The sequence below is a fragment of the Streptomyces sp. NPDC087845 genome, assembly GCF_044742755.1.
Lineage (GTDB): Bacteria > Actinomycetota > Actinomycetes > Streptomycetales > Streptomycetaceae > Streptomyces.
In genome coordinates, this window is sequence record NZ_JBIUVC010000010.1 from 56,360 (window position 1) to 79,766 (window position 23,407).

At 71.1% G+C, this 23,407-nt stretch carries 22 protein-coding genes and 1 pseudogene; 13 read left to right on the forward strand and 10 right to left on the reverse strand.

What is annotated here, in order from left to right; all coding sequences use genetic code 11:
• Positions 1–185 precede the first annotated feature (185 nt).
• Both ACIOMQ_RS25015 and arsB read left to right on the forward strand, forming a co-directional pair.
• Positions 186–497 carry a metalloregulator ArsR/SmtB family transcription factor gene (locus tag ACIOMQ_RS25015; protein WP_362199223.1) on the forward strand — a complete coding sequence of 104 codons (312 nt, stop codon included), beginning with the start codon at positions 186–188 and terminating at the stop codon, positions 495–497.
• Complete coding sequence (gene arsB, locus ACIOMQ_RS25020) at positions 497–1,612, forward strand: ACR3 family arsenite efflux transporter (protein ID WP_402190397.1); 1,116 nt, start codon at positions 497–499, stop codon at positions 1,610–1,612. The genes ACIOMQ_RS25015 and arsB overlap by 1 nt, the downstream gene beginning before the upstream one ends.
• A gap of 130 nt (positions 1,613–1,742) precedes the next feature.
• Here the strand turns inward: arsB and ACIOMQ_RS25025 are convergent, their stop codons facing one another.
• Positions 1,743–2,645, reverse strand: a complete 903-nt coding sequence (locus tag ACIOMQ_RS25025; protein WP_362199229.1) for a universal stress protein — start codon at positions 2,643–2,645, stop codon at positions 1,743–1,745.
• 29 nt (positions 2,646–2,674) lie between these two features.
• Entirely contained in the window at positions 2,675–3,676 is a 1,002-nt protein-coding gene (locus ACIOMQ_RS25030; protein WP_402190401.1) for an Acg family FMN-binding oxidoreductase, read from the reverse strand.
• Positions 3,677–3,942: 266 nt separating this feature from the next.
• On the opposite strand from ACIOMQ_RS25030, the gene ACIOMQ_RS25035 reads away from it, so the two are divergent.
• Together ACIOMQ_RS25035 and ACIOMQ_RS25040 are read left to right on the forward strand one after the other, a co-directional pair.
• Positions 3,943–4,704 (forward strand): HAD family hydrolase, encoded by a 762-nt coding sequence (locus ACIOMQ_RS25035; protein WP_401266149.1) that lies wholly within the window; start codon positions 3,943–3,945, stop codon positions 4,702–4,704.
• On the forward strand, positions 4,704–7,451 hold the full coding sequence (locus ACIOMQ_RS25040) for a glycosyl hydrolase family 65 protein (protein WP_402190404.1): 2,748 nt from the start codon (positions 4,704–4,706) through the stop codon (positions 7,449–7,451). Before ACIOMQ_RS25035 ends, ACIOMQ_RS25040 begins: the two co-directional genes overlap by 1 nt.
• Here ACIOMQ_RS25040 and ACIOMQ_RS25045 read toward each other — a convergent pair.
• Positions 7,426–8,079, reverse strand: coding sequence for a TetR/AcrR family transcriptional regulator (locus tag ACIOMQ_RS25045; RefSeq protein WP_362199241.1), 654 nt, complete (start codon positions 8,077–8,079; stop codon positions 7,426–7,428). The two genes, ACIOMQ_RS25040 and ACIOMQ_RS25045, sit on opposite strands and share 26 nt — an antisense overlap.
• Positions 8,080–8,208: 129 nt before the next feature.
• On the opposite strand from ACIOMQ_RS25045, the gene ACIOMQ_RS25050 reads away from it, so the two are divergent.
• Positions 8,209–8,769: an NAD(P)H-dependent oxidoreductase gene (locus ACIOMQ_RS25050; protein ID WP_402190407.1), complete on the forward strand. Its 561-nt coding sequence runs from the start codon at positions 8,209–8,211 to the stop codon at positions 8,767–8,769.
• A gap of 4 nt (positions 8,770–8,773) precedes the next feature.
• On the opposite strand, the gene ACIOMQ_RS25055 is transcribed toward ACIOMQ_RS25050, so the two are convergent.
• The 7 genes and pseudogenes from ACIOMQ_RS25055 to ACIOMQ_RS25085 form a co-directional block, all read right to left on the reverse strand.
• Positions 8,774–9,472 (reverse strand): sigma-70 family RNA polymerase sigma factor, encoded by a 699-nt coding sequence (locus tag ACIOMQ_RS25055; protein ID WP_402190410.1) that lies wholly within the window; start codon positions 9,470–9,472, stop codon positions 8,774–8,776.
• Between the two features lie 264 nt (positions 9,473–9,736).
• Positions 9,737–10,552, reverse strand: a complete 816-nt coding sequence (locus tag ACIOMQ_RS25060; protein ID WP_401266155.1) for a hypothetical protein — start codon at positions 10,550–10,552, stop codon at positions 9,737–9,739.
• A gap of 159 nt (positions 10,553–10,711) precedes the next feature.
• Positions 10,712–11,215, reverse strand: coding sequence for a copper chaperone PCu(A)C (locus ACIOMQ_RS25065; protein WP_401266158.1), 504 nt, complete (start codon positions 11,213–11,215; stop codon positions 10,712–10,714).
• Between the two features lie 91 nt (positions 11,216–11,306).
• Positions 11,307–13,595: a heavy metal translocating P-type ATPase gene (locus ACIOMQ_RS25070; protein WP_402190412.1), complete on the reverse strand. Its 2,289-nt coding sequence runs from the start codon at positions 13,593–13,595 to the stop codon at positions 11,307–11,309.
• Positions 13,595–13,762 carry a hypothetical protein gene (locus tag ACIOMQ_RS25075; protein WP_362199259.1) on the reverse strand — a complete coding sequence of 56 codons (168 nt, stop codon included), beginning with the start codon at positions 13,760–13,762 and terminating at the stop codon, positions 13,595–13,597. Before ACIOMQ_RS25075 ends, ACIOMQ_RS25070 begins: the two co-directional genes overlap by 1 nt.
• A 257-nt stretch (positions 13,763–14,019) precedes the next feature.
• A pseudogene (locus tag ACIOMQ_RS25080) lies at positions 14,020–14,205 on the reverse strand (IS481 family transposase); the annotation flags it as partial.
• Positions 14,206–14,253: 48 nt separating this feature from the next.
• Positions 14,254–14,844, reverse strand: a complete 591-nt coding sequence (locus ACIOMQ_RS25085) for a hypothetical protein (protein WP_362199262.1) — start codon at positions 14,842–14,844, stop codon at positions 14,254–14,256.
• A 130-nt stretch (positions 14,845–14,974) separates the two neighbouring features.
• Here ACIOMQ_RS25085 and hemL point away from each other — a divergent pair, with 130 nt between their 5' ends.
• The 8 genes from hemL to ACIOMQ_RS25125 all read left to right on the forward strand — a co-directional run bounded on the left by hemL (position 14,975) and on the right by ACIOMQ_RS25125 (position 23,407).
• Positions 14,975–16,291: a glutamate-1-semialdehyde 2,1-aminomutase gene (hemL, locus tag ACIOMQ_RS25090; RefSeq protein WP_401266164.1), complete on the forward strand. Its 1,317-nt coding sequence runs from the start codon at positions 14,975–14,977 to the stop codon at positions 16,289–16,291.
• A complete protein-coding gene (locus ACIOMQ_RS25095; protein WP_362199268.1) occupies positions 16,288–16,980 on the forward strand; it encodes a histidine phosphatase family protein in 693 nt (230 codons plus the stop codon). The genes hemL and ACIOMQ_RS25095 overlap by 4 nt, the downstream gene beginning before the upstream one ends.
• Before the next feature lie 295 nt (positions 16,981–17,275).
• Positions 17,276–18,520, forward strand: coding sequence for a hypothetical protein (locus tag ACIOMQ_RS25100; protein WP_401266167.1), 1,245 nt, complete (start codon positions 17,276–17,278; stop codon positions 18,518–18,520).
• A 67-nt stretch (positions 18,521–18,587) separates the two neighbouring features.
• Positions 18,588–19,199: a TlpA family protein disulfide reductase gene (locus ACIOMQ_RS25105; protein WP_401266170.1), complete on the forward strand. Its 612-nt coding sequence runs from the start codon at positions 18,588–18,590 to the stop codon at positions 19,197–19,199.
• Between the two features lie 4 nt (positions 19,200–19,203).
• Positions 19,204–19,968: a cytochrome c biogenesis protein CcdA gene (locus ACIOMQ_RS25110; RefSeq protein ID WP_362199277.1), complete on the forward strand. Its 765-nt coding sequence runs from the start codon at positions 19,204–19,206 to the stop codon at positions 19,966–19,968.
• A 5-nt stretch (positions 19,969–19,973) separates the two neighbouring features.
• Positions 19,974–21,746, forward strand: coding sequence for a cytochrome c biogenesis protein ResB (locus ACIOMQ_RS25115; protein WP_401757811.1), 1,773 nt, complete (start codon positions 19,974–19,976; stop codon positions 21,744–21,746).
• Entirely contained in the window at positions 21,743–22,825 is a 1,083-nt protein-coding gene (gene ccsB / locus ACIOMQ_RS25120) for a c-type cytochrome biogenesis protein CcsB (RefSeq protein ID WP_402190417.1), read from the forward strand. Before ACIOMQ_RS25115 ends, ccsB begins: the two co-directional genes overlap by 4 nt.
• Before the next feature lie 54 nt (positions 22,826–22,879).
• A complete protein-coding gene (locus tag ACIOMQ_RS25125; RefSeq protein WP_401987104.1) occupies positions 22,880–23,407 on the forward strand; it encodes an SRPBCC domain-containing protein in 528 nt (175 codons plus the stop codon).

Below are 23,407 nucleotides of genomic sequence, written 5' to 3' on the forward strand. Positions count from 1 at the left end.
TGGACGGCACGCGGAGGTAGTGACGTGCGGGAGTGGACGGCACGCGGGGGTGAGTGACGTGCTGGAGCGAGTGAGACGTGTCGGGGTGAGTGAGGGGCCTCGGGAGGGGAGTCGGCGTATAAGCGAGGAAGTGGCGTATCAGCATTCACTGATGTCATTCGCCGCTGATGTGAAAGTATCAGTCCATGATGACGTCAGCCACCACTGATCTGATCCGGGTCCTCGCCGACCCGCTCAGGCTGCAGATCGTGACCCTGCTCGCCCACGAGACCCTGTGCACCACGCACCTCGTGCACGAGACGGGGGCGCGGCAGACGAACCTCTCCAACCATCTGAAGATCCTGCGCGAGGCGGGTGTGGTGGAGACGGAGCCGTGCGGCCGGTTCACGTACTACAAGTTGCGCCCCGAGGTCATCGAGGCGCTCGCCGGCTCCTTCGGCGAGCTGGCCGCAGCCGCCCGCACGACCGTCGAGACCGGCCGGAAGCGGGCCTGCTGATGGCCGCGACCGGGCCGGGCGCCACCGCCGCGCCGTCGCAGAGCGGTGACGGTGATGGCGATGGCGATGGCGCGATCGTCGCCGGACTGTCCACGCTGGACCGGTTCCTGGCCGTGTGGATCCTGATCGCCATGGGGCTCGGGCTGGGTCTCGGCCGACTGATCCCGGGGCTCGACGACGTTCTCGCCGAGGTCGAGATCGCCGGTGTCTCGCTGCCGATCGCCGTCGGCCTGCTGGTCATGATGTATCCGGTCCTGGCCAAGGTGCGCTACGACAGGTTCGACGCCGTCACCGGGGACCGCAGGCTCATGGTGTCGTCCCTGGTCGTCAACTGGATCGTCGGCCCCGCCGTCATGTTCGCGCTGGCCTGGATCCTCCTTCCCGACCTGCCCGAGTACCGCACCGGTCTGATCGTCGTCGGCCTGGCCCGGTGCATCGCCATGGTCATCATCTGGAACGACCTGGCCTGCGGCGACCGCGAAGCAGCCGCCGTGCTCGTGGCGCTCAACTCGGTCTTCCAGGTCGTCGCGTTCGGGGTGCTGGGCTGGTTCTACCTCGACCTGCTGCCCGGCCTGCTGGGGCTCGGTGACGGCCAGGATCTCGACATCTCCATGGCGAAGATCGCCCTCAATGTCGCCGTCTTCCTCGGCGTCCCGCTGGTGGCCGGCTTCCTCACGCGCCGCATCGGCGAGAAGAGGATGGGACATGACGGCTACGAGGCGAGGTTCCTGCCGAGGATCGGCCCCTGGGCCCTGTACGGGCTGCTCTTCACGATTGTCGTCCTCTTCGCGCTCCAGGGCGGAACCATCACCTCCCGGCCGCTGGACGTCGCCCGCATCGCGCTGCCGCTGCTGGCCTACTTCGCGGTGATGTGGTTCGGCACGTTCCTGTTCGGCAAGGCCATCGGTCTCGGCTACGAACGCACCGCGACGCTGGCCTTCACGGCCGCCGGAAACAATTTCGAGCTGGCCATCGCGGTCGCCATCGCCACGTTCGGTGTGACATCCGGTCAGGCGCTGTCGGGTGTGGTCGGGCCGTTGATCGAGGTACCGGTCCTGATTGCCCTGGTGTACGTATCGCTGGCCTGGCGCAAGAGGTTCGCGTCCCCGTCCTGAGCGCGTGGGGCGCGCGTACGGCGGTCGAGGGGGCGGATGGGGCGGATGGGGCGAACCGGGCCGGGGAGCCACGGCAGCCGGGGAGGCCGCTGCCGGCCTGGGCACGACTCTTTCGCGGTCCGTCCCGGGTTCAGTCCGCCCCGGGCTCGGGACGCCGGTGGGCATCGGGGACGACCGCGACCGGGCAGGGTGCGTAGTGCAGCATCGCGTGGTTCACCGGGCCCAAGTGGCTTCCGTGCCATCCGCTGGGCCGGCGCGCGCCGACGACCAGCAGTTCCGCGCCCTCGGCGGCTTCGATCAGTTCATGGTGCACCGGCCCCTGCACCACCGACCTGTGGACGGTGATGTCGGGGGCAGCGGTCCGGTCCAGCTTTGTCAGCACCTCTTCGAGGTGCTCCTCGGCCTGCTGGTGGTGTGCGGAAGCCGGGGATCCCGAGATGAGCGGATGGGGCCGGGGCTGGTGGGCGGGGCTGCGCCAGGCCCGTACGGCGACCAGCTCGCCGTGGCGCGATACGGCCTGGGCGAGTGCGAAGACGAGGGCCGCCGACGGTTCCGCGGCGTCGCTGATCCCGACGACGACACGGCCGGGCCGTGGCGGGGTGTCCGGCTTCCGCGCCGGGATCACCACGACCGGGCAGTGGGACCGGCCGGCGAGCGCGAGGCTGACGGACCCCAGGAGCATCCCCGCGATCCGGCCCCGGCCGCGGGAGCCGAGGACGACCATGGCTGCCTCGTGGCTCTCCCTGACGAGTGCGGCCACGGGGTCCTCGGGTTCCACGGACGCCGCCACGGCCACCTCGGGACCGAGCCGCAGCGCGCGTTCCCGGGCGCCGGCGACGAGATGCTCGGCGAGGACCTGTTCGCTGGGACGCTCGGTGTCGGAGGCGGGGCGCATGCCTTCGTAGTGTTCCCACAGCGACGCGTGGACGACGCGCAGGGGGTGCCCCGAGCGCGCCGCTTCCGCCGCCGCCCAGTCCAGGGCGCGCAGACTGCCCTCCGACCCGTCCACTCCGACGACTACGGGGAGCCGCATCGCTCCCACCGCCTTCCGTACGGGTGTTCCTACGGTTCGATGGTCAGCACCTGGGCCAGGGGGCGGCGTGGCGTACGTGGTCCTGTGGGCCCGTACCCCAGGCGCACGATCATCTGCGTGTGTCCCGTGCCGGAGACCGGATCGCGCAGCAGCCAGCGCAGGTCCGGCCACTCGACGGGCTGGGTCGCGAACGAGGTGGACACCTGGCGGAGCGTGGCGGCGAGCAGGACGCGTTCCAGTGCCTGGCCGGCGCGCAGCCAGTCCACGGCCCGGTCGCCCGGGGTGGTCAGCAGGGCCAGCTGCGGCCGCTTCTCGAACGGGATGCGTGGCCGGCCCGGGAGCACGCCGGTTCCCGCGAAGTCGCGGGTGGCCGCCCCTTCGGAGGCGTCCCGGGGGCCGAAGGCGTAGTCCGGTATGCCGTCGACGGGCGCCTCGGCCTTCGTGTCCCGGGTCCAGCGGCGCTCTTCCGCCACCCGCGCGGGGTCCCCGCGGTCGTATCCCTCGGCGTCCCGGATCAGTTCGAGCACGGTCTCCAGATGCGGCGAGGCCAGGAACGTGAAATCCGCGCCCTCGGCTCGGGCCGCGTCGGTGAGGTGCGCGCGGACGTCCTCGGGGACCGCCTGCTCGTCGAACGGGTAGCGGCTGGTGTGCCGTTCCCGTATCGCGGGATGGAGAGCGGCAAGCGCCTCGTCCGCGGGCTCTCGTGGGGCGTCGGGGCGGATGCCGAGCCGTACGGTGGCCAGCACGGCCGAGTCCGACGGCTCGGGCAGCAGCGTGGTGACCGCCTCCAGGCCCCGGTGGGCGGCGGACACCCGCAGATTCAGCAGGGCCGCGCCGCAGCCGATGTGCAGCGCACGGGCGGCAGGGTCGGCCTCCGGCATCATGCGGTCGAGATCCGCCAGAAGAGTGAGGGTCCGGGCGGCCCGGGTGTAGCGGAACTGCCAGGGCTGGGCGTTGTGCATGGACGGGGCGGTGGTGGCGTCGGCGACGAGACCGGTCAGCGTCGGGTCGTCGAGTGACTGGCTGAGCATCGGAACTCCCGGAAGGTCGGGAACGGTCGATGTCCCTCCAGCATGGAACAGATCTCGTCCCGGTGGGATGGGCCGTTCGGCCCTCCCCCGGATCAGGAGGGGCGGACGGCGGGCTTCGGGCGGGCGGACGGTGGACGGGAGCCCACGCCGCGCCCGTGCGCCGGAACCGTGGTGCCATGAAGAAGAGCCCCTGACGAAGAACCCCTGACGAAGAACCCCTGACGAAGAACCCCCGACGAAGAACCCCTGACGGAGGGACCCCGGTCATGGCAGCCGCGCCGTCCCTGGCACCGTGCCTGCGCTCGGTGCGGGCCGTGGTCTTCGATACGGACGGAGTGATCACCGACTCCGCCCGGCGCCATGCCGCCGCCTGGAAGAAGGCGTTCGACGCCTGTCTGTCGGGCGTCGAGGGGCAGCGGCCCTTCGACCCCGTCGACGACTACCTGCGCCATGTCGACGGCCGTTCCCGGCGGGACGGCGCGGCGGCGTTCCTGGCGTCGAGGGGGCTGGACCTTCCCGAAGGCAGCCCCGACGACCCACCCGGAACCGCGACCGTGTGGGCGGTCGCGGCCCGCAAGGACGAGTTGTTCACCCGCAGTCTGCGGACCGAGCCGATCGACGTCTGGCCCGGCACCGTCCGCCTCCTCGATGTGCTGCGCGGCGAGCGGACGCCCTGCGCCGCGGTATCCGCGTCCCGGCACGCGACGGAACTGTTGTCGCGGGCCGGCCTCATCGACCGGTTCGACGCCGTGATCGACGGGAACGAGGTGCGTCGGCTGCGACTGCCGGGGAAGCCGGACCCCGCGCTCTTCGTCGAAGCGGCCCAACGTCTACGGGTCCCGGTCCCGGACACCGCCGTGGTGGAGGACGCGCTGGCCGGGGTCGAGGCCGGGCGGCGGGGCGGTTTCGGACTCGTGGTCGGAGTGGACCGTACGGGCAGCCCCGTCGGCGCCGCCGAGTTGCGCCGCCACGGCGCGGACCTCGTGGTGTCCGATCCGGGGGATCTGCTGACGGCCGGTGACGACTGATGGCGCGGGCCTGGACCTGGTCGTACGAGGGATATGACCCGCGGGAGGAACGGCTGCGGGAGGCGCTGTGCACGCTCGGCAACGGGTACTTCGCCACCCGCGGAGCCGCATCCGAGACACCTGTGGCGTCCGACACGCCCGTGACGCCCGAGGACCGGCCGCACTACCCCGGCACCTACGTGGCCGGCTGCTACAACCGGCTGACCTCCACGGTCCGGGGCCACCGGGTGGAGAACGAGGACCTGGTCAACCTCCCGAACTGGCTGCCGCTGCACTACCGCATCCACCCGGCCGGCACCGCCCCGGGACCGTGGCTCACCCCGGACCACGAACACCTCGTGGAACACGGCCAGTCACTCGACCTGAGCGGCGGCACGCTGACCCGCCGGTCCGTCTACGAGGACGAGGCCGGGCGGCGGCTGCATGTGGAGCAGTGCCGGCTCGTGCACATGGGCGATCCGCATCTCGCCGCCCTGCACACGGTGTTCCGGGCGGAGGGGTGGACCGGCGTGATCGAGGTGGAGGCGGGGATCGACGGCGATGTCCGCAACTCCGGCGTCGCGCGGTACCGGGAGCTGTCGAACCGGCACCTCACCGGCTGGGTGACCGGCGCGGCGGACGACGGCGTGGTGTCGCTGAGATGCCGCACGGTGGAGTCGGACATCGGCATCGCGCTGGCGGCCCGCACGCTGGCGGTGTACGGCGGTGAAGGGGGAGAACGGCAAGAGGGAGAACAACGGCCCCACTCCGGCCCCGGCCCCGCCTCCGACGCCGCCTCCGACGCCGGCCCCGCCTCCGACGCCGCCCCGGGATTCCACTCCGCCCCGGGATTCCACTCCGCCCCGGGATCCGACCCCGCCCCCGATCTCCATCCATCCCCCCGGCAGACCGAGAAGGCGGTCTTCCAACGGCTGGTGCTGCCGCTGAGTTCGGACTCCGATGCCACCGCTGCCGTCGCCGTCGACAAGACGGTGGCCCTCCACACCACGCGCGACCCCGCGATCGGCAACCCTCTGCGGGCCGCCGTGGACGCGGTGCGAAGGGCCCCGGACTTCTCACAGCTGCTGTCCTCGCACCGGCGGGCCTGGGCCGACCTGTGGCGGCAGGTACGGATGGACGTCCCGGGCGAAGCGGGCCGCGTTCTGCGGCTGCACCTCTTCCACGTCCTGCAGACGCTCTCCCCGCACACCGCCGAACTCGATGTCGGCGTACCGGCGAGAGGGCTGCACGGCGAGGCGTACCGGGGCCATGTCTTCTGGGACGAGCTGTTCGTGCTGCCGTTCCTGAACCTGCATCTCCCGGAGGTCTCCCGAGGGCTTCTCGACTACCGCTACCGTCGGCTGCCCGCGGCCTGCCGGGCGGCGCGCGAGGCCGGCCGGGCGGGGGCCATGTACCCCTGGCAGAGCGCGGCCGGTGGGCGCGAGGAGACCCAGGAGCTCCATCTCAACCCGCACTCGGGGCGCTGGCTGCCCGACCGCTCCCGGTTGCAGCACCATGTCGGCTCGGCCGTCGCGTACAACGTCTGGCAGTACTGCCAGGCCACCGGGGACACGGAGTACCTGTACTCCAGGGGTGCGGAAATGCTGCTGCAGATCGCCAGGTTCTGGGCGGACAGCGCCGAATGGGACGAGTCCCTGGCCCGCTACCGCATCCGTGGTGTCGTCGGACCGGACGAGTACCACGACGCCTATCCGGGAACCGGGGCGGCGGGCCTCGACGACAACACGTACACGAACGTGACAGCGTCCTGGGTTCTGTCACGTTCGACGGAGCTGTACCAGGCCCTGCCCGAGACACGGCGTCACCGGCTGTTCGACCGGCTGCGCCTCGACCCCGTCGAACCGGAACGCTGGGAGGACATCTCCCGTCGGCTGCATGTGCCGTACCACCGGGGCGTCATCAGCCAGTTCGCCGGCTACGGGGAACTGGACGAGCTCGACTGGGACGGCTACCGGAAGCGGTACGGGGACATCCGGCGGCTGGACCGGATCCTGGAGGCGGAGGGTGACACCGTCAACCGCTACCAGGCGTCCAAGCAGGCCGATGTCCTGATGCTCGGTTACCTCTTCTCACCGGAAGAACTCGCGGGCCTCTTCCGGCGGCTCGGGCAACCGCTGGACGACGACCTCTGGCACGCCACCGTCGACTACTACCTCGCGCGTACGAGCCACGGCTCCACACTCAGTTCCCTGGTCCATACCTGGGTTCTGGCCCGGGTGCGCCGCGAGGAGGCGTGGAAGTTCTGCGAGGAGGCGCTGATCGGGGACGTGGCCGACATCCAGGGCGGCACCACCGAGGAAGGCATCCACCTGGGGGCGATGGCGGGCACCCTGGACTTCGTGCAGCGCGGGATGACGGGGCTGGAGACCCGCGACGACGCACTGTGGCTCGCGCCGGCCACGCTGCCGCAGCTCTCGAAGTTCGGGGTGCGGATCCGGTTCCGCCGGCACTGGGACGTGGACCTGCGCTTCCGTGCCGGGCGGCTCCGGATCGCCGTACCGGACTCGCGCCACCCGGCCGTCCGGGTCGTCCTGGGAGGCCACACCCATGTGATCGCACCCGGTACGGCCCGATGGCTCGACCTGCCCCCGCTGCCCCCGACCCGGCACCCCTCCCCTTCGCCCGCCCCCTCCGGCCGCGCCCCGTCCGCTCACACTCCGCCCGCCCCCGTCCCGCCCGGCCACTCCCCGTCCGGCCGCCCCGCGAGTCCTCAGGGCCCGGCTACGGAGCCGCCACGAGCCGTGTGACCAGGTGGTGCCAGCCTTCCTCCAGGCGCTCCAGCGGTATGCCGCGCTCCTCGGTGAGGTGGTGGACGAGAGCGGTGTCCACGGACGCGAGCAGGGTGTGCGCGAGCAGTTCGGGGTCGCCGGACACCTGCGCCCCGCGCAGCAGCATCGTGATGTGGCTGAGCCGCAGACGGCTCGCGGGGACGGCGTAACTGCGCAGCGGGTCGGTCCGGGCGGCCAGGATCAGGGGGTGGTGATCGCGTTCGTGGCGCAGGACGGCGGGCCCGAAGGCATGCAGCCGCTCCGTCGCCGCGGCGTCGGGGCCCAGGGGCGGCGGGCCCGAGAGGAAGGCGGCCTGAAACTGCTCCTCCCGATGGTCCAGGAGCGCGATCAGAAGCCCGGCCCGGTCGCCGAAGCGCCGGAACACGGTGCCCTTGCCCACCCCCGCGGCGGCGGCCACCGACTCCATGGTCAGGTTCGCCGCTCCGCACCCGGCCATGAGCCGGGAAGCCGCGTCCAGCAGGCGCGTGCGATTGCGCGCGGCGTCCGCCCGTAGCTGCGGCGGCTCACCGGTCGGGGCGAGCGGGAGATTCGTCCGCGCCTCGCCGGGGTCGGAGGGCCTGAGCGGCGGAACAACGGGACCGGTCATGGGCTCAGCGTAGCGCCTGAACAGGAAAAGTGGACCCCGGTCCGGTTAGGTGGTACAAATTTCAACGGACTACGGTCCGCTTGTTTCTTTCCGAAGTATCCGAAGCATCCGCCTTCCGGGAGTTCCCCCATGTCTGTACGCATCCTCGCGCTCGTCGGCAGCCTCCGCGCCGGCTCGCACAACCGCCAGCTCGCCGAAGCCGCCGCCAAGCACGCCCCCGAGGGAGTCGACATCGAGCTGTACGAGGGCCTGGCCAACGTGCCCTTCTACAACGAGGACACCGACGTCGAGGCAGGCGTCCCGGCCGCTGCCGCCCAGCTGCGCGAGGCGGCCGGCCGCGCCGACGCGTTCCTGCTGTTCTCGCCCGAGTACAACGGCACCATGCCGGCCGTCCTGAAGAACGCCATCGACTGGCTGTCCCGCCCGTTCGGCGCCGGTGCCATCTCCGGCAAGCCGGTCGCCGTGGTCGGTACCGCCTTCGGCCAGTACGGCGGCGTCTGGGCGCAGGACGATGCCCGCAAGTCCGCCGGGATCGCGGGCGGCGTGGTCCTGGAGGACGTCAAGCTGTCCATCCCCGGCTCCGTGACGCGCTTCGCCGAGACCCACCCCGCCGACGACGCCGAGGTCGTGACCGCGATCACCGAGGTCGTCCGCCAGGTCACCGCCCAGGCCGCGCCCGCCGCTGCCTGACCCGTCACGTGCGGTGGCGGCCCGCCGAGGATGCCGCGCCGCCGCCGCACGAAGCCGTGGCGCCGGGGCGTGCCGACGCGAGGCTCGCCCCGCTCGGATCCTCGGCCTCGGTCAGTTGCGCGGTCAGTGCGGTCCGGGCGCGAGCTACTCGCGAGCGCACCGTTCCCACCGGGCAGCCCGCCGCGCGGGCGGCCTCGGCGTAGGAGAGCCCGAGGACCTGGGTGAGCACGAACGCCTGCCGACGGTCGTGGGGGAGGGCGGCGAGGAGTTCCTCCAGCGCCACCCCCTCCTCGAAGCCGGGCAGGGCTAGCGACTGTGTGCACTCGACGGTCACGCGCCAGTTGTCCGTGTCGGCGAGCAGGGGGCGCGCGGCAGCCCTGCGGAAGTCGTCGACGACGGCGCGGCGCGCGATGGCGAGCAGCCAGGTACGGGCCGAGGAACGGCCTTCGAAACGGTGCAGGCTTCGCAGGGCTCGCAGGAACGTGTCCTGCGCCAGGTCCTCGGCCCTCTGCGGATCGGCGGAGAGGTGCGCGACGTAGCGCACGACGTCGCGGTGCAGCGCCCGTACGAAAGCGTCGGCCGCTTCCGCGTCCCCGGCGCGGGCGGCGAGCGCCCAGCCGGTGGAGGCGGTGTCCTCCTGGGTCCAGTCTCTGGGGGCGGAGGTGCGTTGTGGCCCGCGGCGGGCGGGCAGCATGGTGTTCATCGCCAGGTGTGTCCTTCACGGATCTGTCCGGCGCCCGGGCATCCGGTCATGGCGGGCGTGCGGACGCCGTACGCGGTTCGGGCACGTCGCACGTCGCACGTCGCGGGAACGGTCCCGGGGTCTCCGGTGAATGGGGGCACCCGCACCCTTCGGGGGCCGGGTGTGCCGGAGGACGCCCGCTTCGCGCGGGCACGATGGCCGGCGGCCAGTCGTCGACGGGCCGCGTGCCATGGAAGTACGTCCTCCGGAATGCCTGCCGCGTAGTCAGAACGCGGCGAGCACCGCCGGAGGCCCGCGCCGGTCAAGCGCGCGGGCGCACCGGAGCCCTTGCGGCAGCCGGTCGCTGAGACCCCGGCGGGGGCGCAGACGGCGGCGCGGGGGCGGGAGAGGCGCGGTGAGGAGAGGGTGAAGGGGGCCGAGGAGCCGGCCCGCGACGGCGCGCAGGATCTGGAAGGCAGCCCGTTCGCCCTGGGCGAGCCACAGGCCGCAGATGAGCGCGGCGAGGAGGTGTGCGGCGAGCATCCCGGTCGAGGACATCCCGGCCATGTCGTGGCCCAGGTGCCCCATCGAGCCCATGTGGTCCATCGTGCCGGGGTGGTCCATGCCGGCCATGTGGTCCATCGTGCCGGAGTGGTCCATGCCGGCCATGTGGTCCATGGCAGCGGAGTGGTCCGTCCCGCCCGCGTTCATCCCGCCCGTACTGCTTGTGGCGGAGACGCCGGTGCCCGCCCGGGAGGCGTACGTCCTGCCGTCCGTCGAGCAGAGGTTGTCGAAGAGGAGGCGTACGGGTGAAGTCGCGGCGAGGGAGCCGCTGACGGAACCGAGAGAGGTCTGCGCGGCAGCGAAGGCACTGTGCAGCAAAGACTGTGTCGCCACGGCGAGGCCGGTGACGAGCCAGGGGCCGCGCTCCCGGGCGGCGAACCACCAGCCGGGGACCGCGAGCGCCAGGAAACCGGCGGTGAGCACCCAGAAGGGCAGGGGGCTCTCGGACATGAGGACGTGTCCGGTCGCGGCGAGTGTGACGGAGACGACGGCGAACATCGCCGCCCTCACCGCCCGTCCGACCGGTCCCGCCTCCATGGCGATTCATCCTCCCATCGCGGGGCGCCGGTGGAGATGGCGCGGTGTCCGACTCGCTTCCCATGCCGGAAAAGCCCCTGCCGGTAGCGGAATCCGGCATATGCGGAGGATGCCGCCTGCCGAGGCGCGCATGGTGCTACCCGCGCCTCGGCCGCGCTCTCACGCCGTCACCGTGCCCGGCCGGACGACAGTCGCCTCGATGGTCACGGGGGCGCGGTGCGCGAAATGCAGGGTGAAGGAGACGCGTTCGCCGGGTCGCCACGTCTTCCGGGGCCGAACGGTCACGTCGATTCCGTGCGGTGCCATGGTCAGCCCGTCCCGGGCCGGGACGGCGGCGGAGTCCACTGGCTGCCGGTACGCGGCGCCCGAGGGCGTCATGCGGTGCCGACTCAGTGCGGGGCGTACGGCAGTGTCCGGTGAGGTGACCGTGAGGAGCCGGTCGGCGGAGCCGCCGTCGTTGGTAAGGGTGAAGAAGGCGGCGGTCTCCGGGGTCGTGCCGAGCGGCTGGAAGACGTACGCCCTGGTGACGGCGACGTGCGGCGGGGTACCCGCGCGCCCGCCCGCCGTCCAGGCGCCGAGTCCCGCGAGCGCGAGACCGCACGCGAGGACGGGAACGCCGACAGCGGCGATGGGGGCGTGGAACCGGGTGGGCGGCAGACCCATTCTCACCGTTCTCCCTCGTGGCGGTGCGTGGCGGCGTGTGCCGGTGCATGGCGGTAGGTGTCAGTGGTCGTCGGCAGCGAACAGCGCGGCATCAGAAGGCAGCCCTGGGAGAAGGACGACGACGCCCGGCGACGGCGGCGGCAGCGGAGGGCTGCCAGCGGCGCAGGCGGAGGCTGCTGAGGACGACGAGGACAGAGCTGAGGGACATCGCGGCGGCGGCGAGCATCGGGTTGAGCAGGCCGACCATCGCGAGCGGAATCGTCACGACGTTGTAGCCGAAGGCCCACAGGAGGTTGCCGCGGATGGTGGCGAGGGTGCGGCGGGCGAGGCGTACGGCATCGGCGAGGGCCTCGATGTCGTCGCGGACGAGGGTGATGTCGGCGGCGCCGATGGCGACGTCGGTGCCGGTGCCCATCGCGATGCCGAGGTCGGCCTCGGCGAGCGCTGCTGCATCGTTGACCCCGTCGCCCACGACGGCGACCCGGAGGCCCTTCTCCCGCAGCTCCCTGACAAGTTCCGCCTTGCGCTCGGGGGCGCAGCGGGCGTGTACCTCCTGGATGCCGAGTGCGGAGGCGACGGCGCGCGCGGGTTCCTCCTGGTCGCCGGTGGCGAGGACGGGGCGCACTCCGAGGCGACGCAGACGGTCGACCGCGTGGTAGCTGCCGGGGCGCACCACGTCCCCGAGCGCGAGAACGGCCTCGGGCCGTCCGTCCACGTACACGACGACCGGGGTGTGCGCCGCGCCCAGCGCGGCGGCGAGCCCCGAGCCCAGCTCCCCGGGCAGCTCGCCCTCTGGGGCGCGGACCTCGACCAGCCGCCCGTCCACGTGCCCGCGCACGCCGTGGCCCGGGGTCGCGGCGAAGCCGTCGAGCGCGTCGGTCCGTACGGCGCCTTCGGCGAGGACGCGTTCGGCGTGGAGCACGACGGCACGGCCCAGGGGGTGTTCGGAGCCCGTCTCGACGGTCGCGGCCAGACGCAGGGTCTCCTCGGCGCCGATGCCGTTCTCGCGCGAGGTGACGGCGGTGACGGTGAGGTGGCCCGAGGTGAGGGTGCCGGTCTTGTCGAGGACGACGGTGTCGATCCGGCGCAGCGATTCGAGTGCCTGCGGCCCTTTGACGAGGATGCCGAGCTGGGAGCCGCGTCCGGTCGCGGCCATGAGGGCGGTGGGCGTGGCGAGGCCGAGGGCGCAGGGGCAGGCGACGACGAGGACCGCGACGCAGGCCGTGAGGGCGGGCTGCGGGTCGGCGCCGGCGCCGAGCCAGAAGCCGAGGACGGTGACGGCGAGGGTGAGGACGACGGGTACGAAGACCCCGGCGACGGAGTCGGCGAGCCGTTGCGCGCGCGCCTTCCCGGACTGGGCCTCGGCGACGAGCGCGGTGATACGGGCGAGCTGGGTGTCGGCGCCGACGGCGGTGGCTCGTACGAGGAGGAGCCCGCCCGCGTTGACGGCGCCCCCCGTGACGGCCGAACCGGCTGCCACCTCGACCGGTTGGGTCTCGCCGGTCACCAGGGACAGGTCCACGGCGGACGTGCCCTCGACGACCTCGCCGTCCGTGGCGACGCGCTCCCCGGGCCGTACCAGGAAGACCTGGCCCACCGCGAGGCGGGCGGCGGGGATGGTGTGGTCGACGGCCCCGCTCCGTACGGTCACCTCCTTCACGCCCAGCTCGGCGAGCGCGCGCAGCGCGGCCGAGGTGCCGTGCCGGGCGCGTGCCTCCAGGTGGCGGCCGAGCAGCACGAAGAGCGGGACGCCGACCGCCGCCTCCAGGTAGACGTGTGCGACCCCGTTCGAGGCGGCCGGCAGCAGGGTGAACGGCATCCGCATCCCCGGATGGCCCGCACCACCGAGGAACAGTGCGTACGCGGACCAGCAGAAGGAGGCGAGCACGCCGAGCGAGACGAGCGTGTCCATCGTGGCCGCCCCGTGGCGCAGTCCACGCAGTGCGCGCTGGTGGAAGGGCCACGCGCTCCAGAAGGCCACGGGAGCGGCGAGTACGAAGCACAGCCACTGCCAGTTCCGGAATTGGAGCGCGGGCACCATCGACAGCACCAGGACGGGGACGGCAAGGAGCGCGGTCACGACGAGTCGTCGCGGGACGCCCGGCTCGGCGTCCTCGTCCTCCCGCGTCCTCTCCACCGAGGGCGGCTCCGGCAGGCGGGCCGTGTAGCCGGCCTTCTCGACAGCCTCGACCAGCGACCCGGTACCGAGGTGGACCGGGTACTGGACCCGGGCCGTGCCGGTGGCGAGGTTGACGGAGGCGGTCACGCCCTCCAGTGCCCCGAGCTTCTTCTCCACCCGGCGCACACAGGCCGCGCAGGTCATGCCGCCGACGACGAGATCGGTCGTGGCGAGCGGCTGCGGCGCGGTCTCCTGGGGCATCAGTGACCGCCTCCATGGCCCATGCCGCCCATGTCACCCGTGCCGGGGTCGTCCTCGTGGTGCGAGACCCCGCGCATGTCGGGAGCGGCCGGCCCGGCGAGTCCGCCTACGCCGTACGAGACGGCGAAGAGGGTCACGAGCAGGAGCAGGAAGCCCCCGAACAGCACGTATGGCACTGAGGAGGCGGAACGCCGGCCGGCGGGGGGCGTCACCGAGTGGTCCATGAAGAGGCTCCGGCGAGAGTGCGGGCTTTACGCTCCAGATGTCGGCCGTACCCGCCCGCGAGTTCCCCGGCACGCGAGTGGCATGCGCCACACGGCTGACACCCGTTCCACACGCCCCATCGCGGCAGGGAGAACTTCCGCAGCCGCGCGCGGCCATGGGGCGCCGAGCCGCAGCGCGAGCCCGCCACACGCGTGTCCGCTGTGCGGTTGAGGCCTTCGGCCTTGCCGTTGGTCTGTGGCCGGCAGGGCCGGGTTCGCCTGTGAGCGATCCCGGCCGCTGTCGGGGCATCGCGCCGGACGTGTGACTTGTAGCAGGCTCCGTTGCCGGCCAGGACTCGTTCGACGGTGATGCCGCACGAGGTGAAGAGCCGCTGGGCCCGGGTCCAGCATGCGGTGGTCCGGAAACCCCCGCCCGCTCCCCATGAAATCCCGGGTCAGGGCCACACCAGGCAGTACGCCTGATGCCCCGCGTCGTGCAGGCGGTGGCTGAAGTCCTGCCACTCGTGCAGCAGTTGGTAGACATTGAAGGCGTCGCGCGGGCCGCCCCGGTCCGGGACCGTGGACCAGATGAAGGCCGCGGCGCCCACCGACTCCTCGCCGACACCGCGCAAGGGATCGACGACCGTCATCGGAAGCTTGACCACCGCGTAGTCGGGGTGCAGTACGACCAGTTCGAGCGGGGGGACCTTGTGCAGGGGTATGCCCTGGATTCCGGTGAGGACCATCGCCGCCACCGTCTCCGGCTTGATCTTGGTGAACATGCCGCCCATGCCCAGTTCGTCGCCGCCGAGTTCCTCCGGGCGCATCGAAATGGGTACCCGGGCCGCGGTGGCCCCGTCCGGGGCACCGAAGTACTTGTAGGTCACCCCCACCCGGCCACCACTCCTGCTTCCGGCTCCGCCACCCTGCGCACCACCGGCCTGCATGCCCTGTCTGCGCTCTGCCTCACGCCGGTGCCGACCCCGCCGGGCAGGCTCGGGCCCCAGGTCGTCGGTCCCTTCGCCCACTCCGCCACCGCGATGCATATCTCATCCACCCGACTACTACTTAAGGAGACACAGCCCCCGCCGCGCAACCCGATCATCGTGTCAGTGACCTCCCCCGCGGACGTGCGGTGAAACACCTGTCCGCAAGCCCGTCCGTGGCTCTGACACCATGGCTTGTGTGAGCTTTCCCTATGACGCCCCAGTTTCGCAGACGCTTTTCGACCGCGCGTCCCTCGTGACGCCCGGCGGCGTGAACTCTCCCGTCCGTGCCTTCCGGGCCGTGGGCGGGACGCCCCGCTTCATGGTGTCCGGCACCGGTCCCTACCTCACCGACGCCGACGGCCGTGAGTATGTCGACCTCGTGTGCTCGTGGGGGCCGATGATCCTCGGCCACTCCCACCCCGAGGTCATCGCCGCAGTCCAGGAGGCTGTCGCCCGCGGCACCTCGTTCGGTACGCCCGGTGAGGGCGAGGTCGCGCTCGCCGAGGAGATCGTGGCCCGGGTCGAGCCCGTGGAGCAGGTACGGCTGGTGTCGTCCGGCACCGAGGCGACCATGTCCGCCATCCGTCTCGCCCGCGGGTTCACCGGCCGGGCCAAGGTGGTGAAGTTCGCCGGCTGCTACCACGGCCACGTCGACGCGCTGCTCGCCGCCGCCGGGTCCGGGGTCGCGACCTTCGGCCTTCCGGACACCCCGGGGGTCACCGGCGCCCAGGCCGGCGACACGATCGTGCTGCCGTACAACGACCTGGACGCCGTACGGGAGGCGTTCGCCGCGCAGCCCGGCGAGATCGCCTGTGTGATCACCGAGGCGTCGCCGGGCAACATGGGTGTCGTACCGCCGCTGGACGGCTTCAACGCCGGGCTCAAGGAGATCTGCGCCGCCAACGGGGCGCTCTACATCTCCGACGAGGTCATGACCGGTTTCCGTACCTCGAAGGCCGGCTGGTTCGGCGTCGACGGGGTGCGGCCCGACCTGATGACCTTCGGCAAGGTCATGGGCGGCGGCTTCCCGGCCGCGGCCTTCGGCGGGCGCGCGGACGTGATGGCGCACCTCGCCCCGGCCGGCCCCGTCTACCAGGCGGGCACCCTCTCCGGGAACCCGGTCGCCACCGCCGCCGGTCTCGCCCAGCTGCGGCTGCTCGACGACGCCGCGTACGCGAAGGTGGACGCGGTCTCCGCGGAGATCCGCGGCCTGGTCAGCGAGGCGCTCGCCAAGGAAGGCGTGGCGCACACCGTGCAGGCGGCGAGCAACATGTTCTCCGTCTTCTTCACCGACCGGCCGGTGCGGAACTACGAGGACGCGAAGCAGCAGGAAGCTTTCCGCTTCACCGCCTTCTTCCACTCGCTGCTGTCGCAGGGCGTCTACCTGCCGCCGTCCGCCTTCGAGTCCTGGTTCGTCTCCACCGCGCACGACACGCGGGCCGTCGAGCGCATCGCCGCCGCCCTGCCCGCCGCCGCCCGTGCCGCATCGGAGGCCACCGCATGAGCGGGAACGGAAGCCGCAGGGACATCACCGTCGTCCATCTGATGCGGCACGGAGAGGTGCACAACCCGGAGGGCGTGCTCTACGGACGCCGTCCCGGCTACCACCTCTCCGAGCTCGGCCGGCAGATGGCCGACCGGGTGGCCGAGCACCTGAAGGACCGCGACGTCACCCATGTCGTCGCCTCCCCGCTGGAGCGCGCCCAGGAGACCGCCACGCCGATCGCCACGACGCACGGTCTCGACCTGGCCACCGACGAGCGGCTCATCGAGGCCGCCAACGTCTTCGAGGGCAAGACCTTCGGGGTCGGCGACGGGGCGCTGCGCAAGCCGGACAACTGGAAGCACCTGACGAATCCGTTCCGGCCGTCGTGGGGCGAGCCGTACATCGAGCAGGTCGTGCGGATGGTGGGCGCCCTGGACGCCGCGCGCGACGCGGCGCGCGGTCACGAGGCGGTGTGCGTCAGCCACCAGCTGCCGATCTGGATCGTGCGGAGCTTCGTGGAGCGGCGGCGGCTGTGGCACGACCCGCGCAAGCGGCAGTGCACGCTCGCGTCGCTGACCAGCTTCACGTACCAGGGCGACAAGATCGTGTCGGTCGGGTACACGGAGCCGGCGCGGGATCTGGTCCCGGCGCACCTGCGGGCCGGGGCGAAGCCGGTGAAGGGGAAGTCGAAGGCGTTCGGCGCGTAGCCGGCCCCCGGCCGACGGGGGTGCGGCGCCCCGTGCCGCACCCCGGCCCCCGGCCCCGGCCTTCGGTCCCGGCCCCGGGCCCCGGCCTTCGGTCCCGGCCCCCGGATCCGGCCCCGGCGTTCCGGGGCCGGGGAACGCAGTCGACCCGACCATGGGTCATACGTTCGGGCGCGTACCTGGTCTGGTCACGCAAAGAAAGATGTGCTAAATCGCGGAACCCCCGTGTTGATTCCCTCATCTAAGCCATCGCCAGTTTGTATGGACTTGAGGCAAAACGACCGCAGATGGGGAACGCATGCGCGAGATCAGCCGAAGGGGCTTGCTCGGAGCCGGGCTCGGGGCTACGGCCGCGATCGGTCTGGGCGGGTGCAGTTTCTCCGGGTCGGGGTCGGGCACGGGGACCACCGGGGAGAAGGGGGCCGACGGCCACACCCGGGGGGCCGGCCCCGCGAAGAAGGACGTCCGGAAGATCGGGGACGGTTCCACCGCGGACACCGGGAAGCAGCCGCATCAGCCCGCCGCGCCGGTTCCGCTCGAACCCGGGCAGACGCCGCCGCAGTTCGTGATCTTCTCCTGGGACGGGGCGGGCGAGGTCGGCAACGGGCTCTTCCCGCGCTTTCTGGAACTCGCCAAGGACCACGACGCGGCGATGACCTTCTTCCTCTCCGGCCTCTATCTGCTGCCCGAGTCGAAGAAGTCCATGTACCGGCCGCCCAACAACCCGATCGGTGCTTCCGACATCGGATATCTGACCGATGATCACATCAAGCAGACGCTGAAGTACGTCCGCCAGGCCTGGCTCGACGGCCACGAGATCGGCACCCACTTCAACGGGCATTTCTGCGGCGGTTCCGGATCGGTCGCGAACTGGTCGCCCGCCCAGTGGCGGAGCGAAATCGATCAGGCGGTCTCCTTCGTCACGGAATGGCGCACGAACACCGGCTGGACCGACCTCGATCCGCTGCCTTTCGACTACCGCAAGGAACTGATCGGCGGCCGCGCCCCCTGCCTGCTCGGCCAGGACAATCTGCTGCCCACGGCGAGCAAGCTGGGCTGGCGCTACGACGCCAGTTCGCCCGGTGGCACGCAGGTGTGGCCCCAGAAGCGCGAGGGCGTCTGGGACCTGCCGTTGCAGGGCATGCCGTTCCCCGGGCACACCTTCGAAGTCCTCTCGATGGACTACAACATCCTCGCCAACCAGTCGCAGAATTCGACCAAGGGCATGCCCTCGCGTTATCCGGGCTGGCGGAAGCAGGCCACCGAGTCGTACCTCGCCGGTTTCAACCGCGCGTACACGACGAATCGCGCGCCCTTCTACGTCGGAAACCACTTCGAGGAGTGGAACGGCGGCATCTATATGGACGCCGTCGAGGAGACGATCAAGAAGATCGCGGGGAAGCCGGATGTGCGGCTCGTCTCGTTCAAGCAGTACGTCGACTGGCTCGACGTCCAGACCCCGGCCGTGCTCGACAAACTCCGTACGCTGGGCGTAGGACAGTCGCCCGAGGGCGGCTGGAACGCCTTCTTTAAACAGTCCTGACATCGGGCTTTACGGGCACCGAGGGGGGTGCCCGAGATCGCCGGAACCGCCATGCGAAACTTTTCACATGAGCTATAGCCGCGCATCTCGACGCCGCTTCACCCTGCTCGCCGCCCCCGCAGCGGCCGCCGCACTCGCGCTCACGCTGACGGCGTGCAGCGGGGACGGCAACAAGGCCGGCGGGGGTGGCAACACGAACTTCGTCACGGGCAGTGGCGGAATCTCGACCATCGACAAGGGCGACCGCAAGGCCGCCCCCAAGCTCGACGGCGAGACGCTCGACGGCAAGCAGCTCGACGTGGCCGACTACAAGGGCAAGGTCGTCGTGCTGAACGTGTGGGGCTCGTGGTGCGGCCCCTGCCGGCTGGAGGCCCAGTACTTCGCGAGGGTGGCGAAGGAGACGAAGGACAAGGGCGTCCAGTTCGTCGGGATCAACACCCGGGACCCCCAGAAGGGTCCCGCCGTCAGCTTCGAGAAGGACTACGGGGTCACCTACCCGAGCTTCTTCGACCCGACCGGCAAGCTCATGCTCCGCTTCCCCAAGGGCACGCTCCGCCCGCAGGCCATTCCGTCGACCGTGGTCCTGGACCGGGACGGGAAGATCGCCGCCCGGTCCCTCGCCGCGCTCGACTCCACCAAGCTGCACAAGATGATCGACCCGCTGATCGCGGAGAAGTGATTCCGTGCTCACCCTTGCCGCGCTCCAGGGCGAGAACTCGACGATCGTGGACGGGGCGCTGATCGTCGCCCTGCCCCTCGCCGTGCTCGCCGGGCTCGTCTCGTTCTTCTCGCCGTGCGTCCTGCCGCTCGTCCCCGGCTACCTCAGCTACGTCACCGGGGTCAGCGGCACGGACCTGGCGCAGGCCCGGCGCGGGCGGATGGTCGCGGGTGCCTCGCTCTTCGTGCTCGGCTTCACCGCCGTGTTCGTCTCCGGCGGCGCCCTCTTCGGCTTCTTCGGCCAGACCCTCCAGGAGCAGAGCGGGATCCTCACCAAGATCCTCGGCGTGCTGATGATCCTGATGGGGATCTTCTTCATGGGCCTGATGCCCTGGATGACCCAGCGCGAGTTCCGTATCCACAAGAGGCCGGTGACCGGGCTGGCGGGCGCACCCGTGCTCGGTGCCCTCTTCGGGATCGGCTGGACCCCCTGCCTCGGCCCGACGCTCAGCTCGGTGAGCATGCTCGCGATGCAGCAGGGCACCGCCGGACGCGGGGCGATACTGACCATCGCGTACTGCCTCGGTCTCGGCGTCCCCTTCGTGCTCGCCGCGGTCGCCTTCCGCAAGGCGCTCGGCGCGTTCGGCTGGGTCAAGCGGCACTACGCATGGGTCATGCGCATCGGCGGCGTCATGATGATCGTGACCGGTCTCCTCCTGCTGACCGGGGCGTGGGGCACGATGATGCAGCAATTGCAGAGCTGGTCCAACGGCTTCACGGTGGGGATCTGAGTTCCATGAGCAACACCAAGTCCACCCCCCCCGCCCCGGAGCGCGAGCGTCAGGACGAGCGGAAGGCGCAGGACGAGCGGGACCGGGAGAACGCCCGCGAGCTGGGCGCGGCCGGCTCCCAGCTCTCCACCGCCCCGAGCGAGGAGAGCGCGGCCGGTCTGCCCGCCATGGGCGTCATCGGCTGGATCCGCTGGTTCTGGCGGCAGCTCACCTCGATGCGGGTCGCGCTGATCCTGCTCTTCCTGCTGTCGCTCGGTGCCATCCCCGGCTCGCTGATCCCGCAGAACAGCGTGGACGAACTGAAGGTGCAGACCTTCAAGGACGCCCACACCACCGTCTCGCCGATCTACGAGAAGCTCCAGTTCTTCGACGTCTACAGCTCGGTGTGGTTCTCCGCGATCTACATCCTGCTGTTCATCTCGCTCATCGGCTGCATCGTGCCGCGCACCGGCCAGTTCGTCGGCCAGCTGCGCAGCCGCCCGCCGGGCGCCCCCAAGCGCCTGACCCGGCTGCCCGCGTACACCACCTGGCGCACCGAGGCCGAGCCCGAGCAGGTCCGCGAGGCGGCGCTCGCCATGATGCGCAAGCGCCGCTACCGCGCGCACACCGCGGGGGACGCGGTCGCCGCCGAGAAGGGCTATCTGCGCGAGGCCGGGAACCTGGTCTTCCACATCGCCCTGATCGTGATGCTGGTGGCGTTCGCCTTCGGGCAGCTCTTCAAGTCCGAGGGCGGCAAGCTGATCGTCGAGGGCGACGGCTTCTCCAACACGCTCACCCAGTACGACGACTTCAAGTCGGGTTCGCTCTTCGACACCGAATCGTTCGCCCCGTTCAGCTTCAAGCTCGACAAGTTCACCGGTACGTACGAGCGCAGCGGCCCCCAGATCGGTACGCCCCGGACCTACGAAGCCCATGTGACGTACGAGAAGGGCGCGTACGGCAAGCCGCAGAAGACCGTCATCAGGGTCAACGAGCCGCTCGTCGTCGACGGCACCAAGGTCTATCTGAACGCGCACGGCTACGCGCCCGTCGTCTCCGTCAAAGACGGCAGCGGCAAGGTGGTCTACCGGAACGCCGTGCCGCTGCTGCCCATCGACAACAACGTCACCTCGACCGGTGCGATCAAGGTCTTCGACGGCTACCGCGACAAGAACGGCAAGAAGACCCAGCTGGGCTTCCAGGCGTTCTTCGTGCCGACCTTCGCGGGCAACGGCAAGGGCACGATGTTCTCGCAGTTCCCGGCCCCCGACATGCCCGTACTGGCCCTCAACGGCTACCACGGCTACCTCGGGCCCGACTCCGGGCTGGCGCAGAACGTGTACCAGCTGGACAAGTCCAAGATGACGGAGTTCAAGGACAGCAAGGGCAAGCAGCTCAAGCAGCGCCTGCTGGTCGGCGAGACGATGAAGCTGCCCGACGGCGCGGGCTCCATCACCTTCGAAGGCATCCGGGAGTGGGCCAGCTTCCAGATCTCCGAGCAGCCCGCCAGCGGCTGGGCGCTGACCGGAGCGGTCGCCGCGATCGCCGGGCTCGCGGGTTCGCTGTTCATCCAGCGGCGCCGGGTCTGGGTGCGGGCCGTACGCGGTGCGGACGGCGTCACCGTCGTCGAAATGGCGGGTCTCGGCCGCAGCGAGTCCGCGAAGCTTCCCGAGGAGCTGGCCGATCTCGCGGTCACGCTCAACGCCGTGGCGCCCACCGCGCCCGACACCGACCCCGGATCCGATCCCGGCTCCGTCGAAGAATCCTCCGTAGAACCTGTCGAAGGGGCTGAGAAGTGAATCTCGCCGCCGCAACCAACGAGAACCTGGCGCACACCAGCAATGTGCTGATCTATTCGTCGATGGCCGTCTACACCCTGGCCTTCTTCGCGCACATCGCGGAATGGGTGCTCGGCAGCCGCAGCAAGGTCGGCCGTACCGCGGCCGCCCTGACCGAGGCCGAGGGCGCCGGGGCACCGGTGAAGGTGCAGGTCGCGCAGCAGGGCGGCGGCACCGCCGTACTGGACCGCCCGAAGATCATCACGCGCTCCGCGGCCGGTTCCCGCGACGTCCCGGACGGGCCCGGCGCGGCCGGCGGCACCTTCAAGGGCGACCTGTACGGGCGCATGGCGGTCTCCCTGACCCTGCTCGCCTTCCTCGTGGAGGCCGGTGGAGTTGTCACCCGGGCACTGTCCGTGCAGCGCGCCCCCTGGGGCAACATGTACGAGTTCTCCATCACCTTCTCCACGGTGGCGGTCGCCGCGTACCTGATCCTGCTCGCGCTGAAGAAGAACGTCCGCTGGATGGGGCTGCTCCTGGTCACCACCGTCCTGCTGGACCTCGGCATCGCGACCACGGTGCTCTACACCTCCAGCGACCAGCTGGTGCCCGCCCTGCACTCGTACTGGCTGTGGATCCACGTCTCCACCGCCATCATCTGCGGCGCCGTCTTCTACATCGGCGGGGTCGGCGCCCTGATGTACCTCTTCCGCGACAGCTACGAGAGCAAGCTCGCCAACGGCGGGCAGCCCGGCTCGTTCGCCCAGTCCGTGCTCTCCCGGCTGCCCGCCGCCTCGACGCTCGACAAGTTCTCGTACCGCATCAACGCCGCCGTCTTCCCGCTGTGGACGTTCACGATCATCGCGGGCGCCATCTGGGCGGGCGACGCGTGGGGCCGCTACTGGGGCTGGGACCCCAAGGAGGTCTGGTCCTTCATCACCTGGGTCGCGTACGCCTGCTACCTGCACGCCCGCGCCACCGCGGGGTGGAAGGGCCGCAAGGCCGCCTACCTGGCGCTGATCGCCTTCGGCTGCTGGCTCTTCAACTACTACGGCGTGAACATCTTCGTCGTCGGCAAGCACTCCTACGCCGGCGTCTGACCGGCGCCCACCCGTAAGGGTGCGGATCCCGGGTCACCGGGCCACGCTGGAACCATGACCGATGCGACCCCCGTCATCGAGCGTGGCACCAGCGAGACCCACGGTGACCTGCACACCCTGCGGTTCCTGCTACGGCTGCCCCACCCCGTTCCACGGGTGTGGGCAGCCGTTGCCAGTTCCGAGGGGCTGGCGGGCTGGCTCGCCGCCGCCGACCCGTTCGAACCGCACATCGGCGGCGCGATCACGCTGCGCTGGCTGAACACCGACCGGGACGGGCACGCCACGGTCGCCTCCGGCACCGTCACCGCCTGGGACGTCGAGCGGATCGCCGAGTACACCCTCGAAGGGCTCCACGGCCGCATGCGCTTCCACCTGGAGCCACCGCGCGGCGACCATGTGCTGCTGCGCTTCACGAACGAGTTCCGGGGCGACGACGGACTGCGCCTGGACTGCCTCGCCGGCTGGCACGACCACTTCCACTACCTCGTGGACACACTCGACGGATACCCCGCCGACTGGCCGAAGTGGACCCCGGTGCGGTGGGCGGAGCTGCGCGAGGAGTACGCGACGGCCGAGCGGTGA

Coding starts and splice junctions, on each gene's coding strand:
- ACIOMQ_RS25015 (WP_362199223.1), top strand. CDS start 186: ATGATGACGTCAGCCACCACTGATCTGATCCGGGTCCTCGCCGACCCG.
- arsB (WP_402190397.1), top strand. CDS start 497: ATGGCCGCGACCGGGCCGGGCGCCACCGCCGCGCCGTCGCAGAGCGGT.
- ACIOMQ_RS25025 (WP_362199229.1), bottom strand. CDS start 2,645: ATGCGGCTCCCCGTAGTCGTCGGAGTGGACGGGTCGGAGGGCAGTCTG.
- ACIOMQ_RS25030 (WP_402190401.1), bottom strand. CDS start 3,676: ATGCTCAGCCAGTCACTCGACGACCCGACGCTGACCGGTCTCGTCGCC.
- ACIOMQ_RS25035 (WP_401266149.1), top strand. CDS start 3,943: ATGGCAGCCGCGCCGTCCCTGGCACCGTGCCTGCGCTCGGTGCGGGCC.
- ACIOMQ_RS25040 (WP_402190404.1), top strand. CDS start 4,704: ATGGCGCGGGCCTGGACCTGGTCGTACGAGGGATATGACCCGCGGGAG.
- ACIOMQ_RS25045 (WP_362199241.1), bottom strand. CDS start 8,079: ATGACCGGTCCCGTTGTTCCGCCGCTCAGGCCCTCCGACCCCGGCGAG.
- ACIOMQ_RS25050 (WP_402190407.1), top strand. CDS start 8,209: ATGTCTGTACGCATCCTCGCGCTCGTCGGCAGCCTCCGCGCCGGCTCG.
- ACIOMQ_RS25055 (WP_402190410.1), bottom strand. CDS start 9,472: ATGAACACCATGCTGCCCGCCCGCCGCGGGCCACAACGCACCTCCGCC.
- ACIOMQ_RS25060 (WP_401266155.1), bottom strand. CDS start 10,552: ATGGAGGCGGGACCGGTCGGACGGGCGGTGAGGGCGGCGATGTTCGCC.
- ACIOMQ_RS25065 (WP_401266158.1), bottom strand. CDS start 11,215: ATGGGTCTGCCGCCCACCCGGTTCCACGCCCCCATCGCCGCTGTCGGC.
- ACIOMQ_RS25070 (WP_402190412.1), bottom strand. CDS start 13,595: ATGCCCCAGGAGACCGCGCCGCAGCCGCTCGCCACGACCGATCTCGTC.
- ACIOMQ_RS25085 (WP_362199262.1), bottom strand. CDS start 14,844: ATGCATCGCGGTGGCGGAGTGGGCGAAGGGACCGACGACCTGGGGCCC.
- hemL (WP_401266164.1), top strand. CDS start 14,975: ATGGCTTGTGTGAGCTTTCCCTATGACGCCCCAGTTTCGCAGACGCTT.
- ACIOMQ_RS25095 (WP_362199268.1), top strand. CDS start 16,288: ATGAGCGGGAACGGAAGCCGCAGGGACATCACCGTCGTCCATCTGATG.
- ACIOMQ_RS25100 (WP_401266167.1), top strand. CDS start 17,276: ATGCGCGAGATCAGCCGAAGGGGCTTGCTCGGAGCCGGGCTCGGGGCT.
- ACIOMQ_RS25105 (WP_401266170.1), top strand. CDS start 18,588: ATGAGCTATAGCCGCGCATCTCGACGCCGCTTCACCCTGCTCGCCGCC.
- ACIOMQ_RS25115 (WP_401757811.1), top strand. CDS start 19,974: ATGAGCAACACCAAGTCCACCCCCCCCGCCCCGGAGCGCGAGCGTCAG.
- ACIOMQ_RS25125 (WP_401987104.1), top strand. CDS start 22,880: ATGACCGATGCGACCCCCGTCATCGAGCGTGGCACCAGCGAGACCCAC.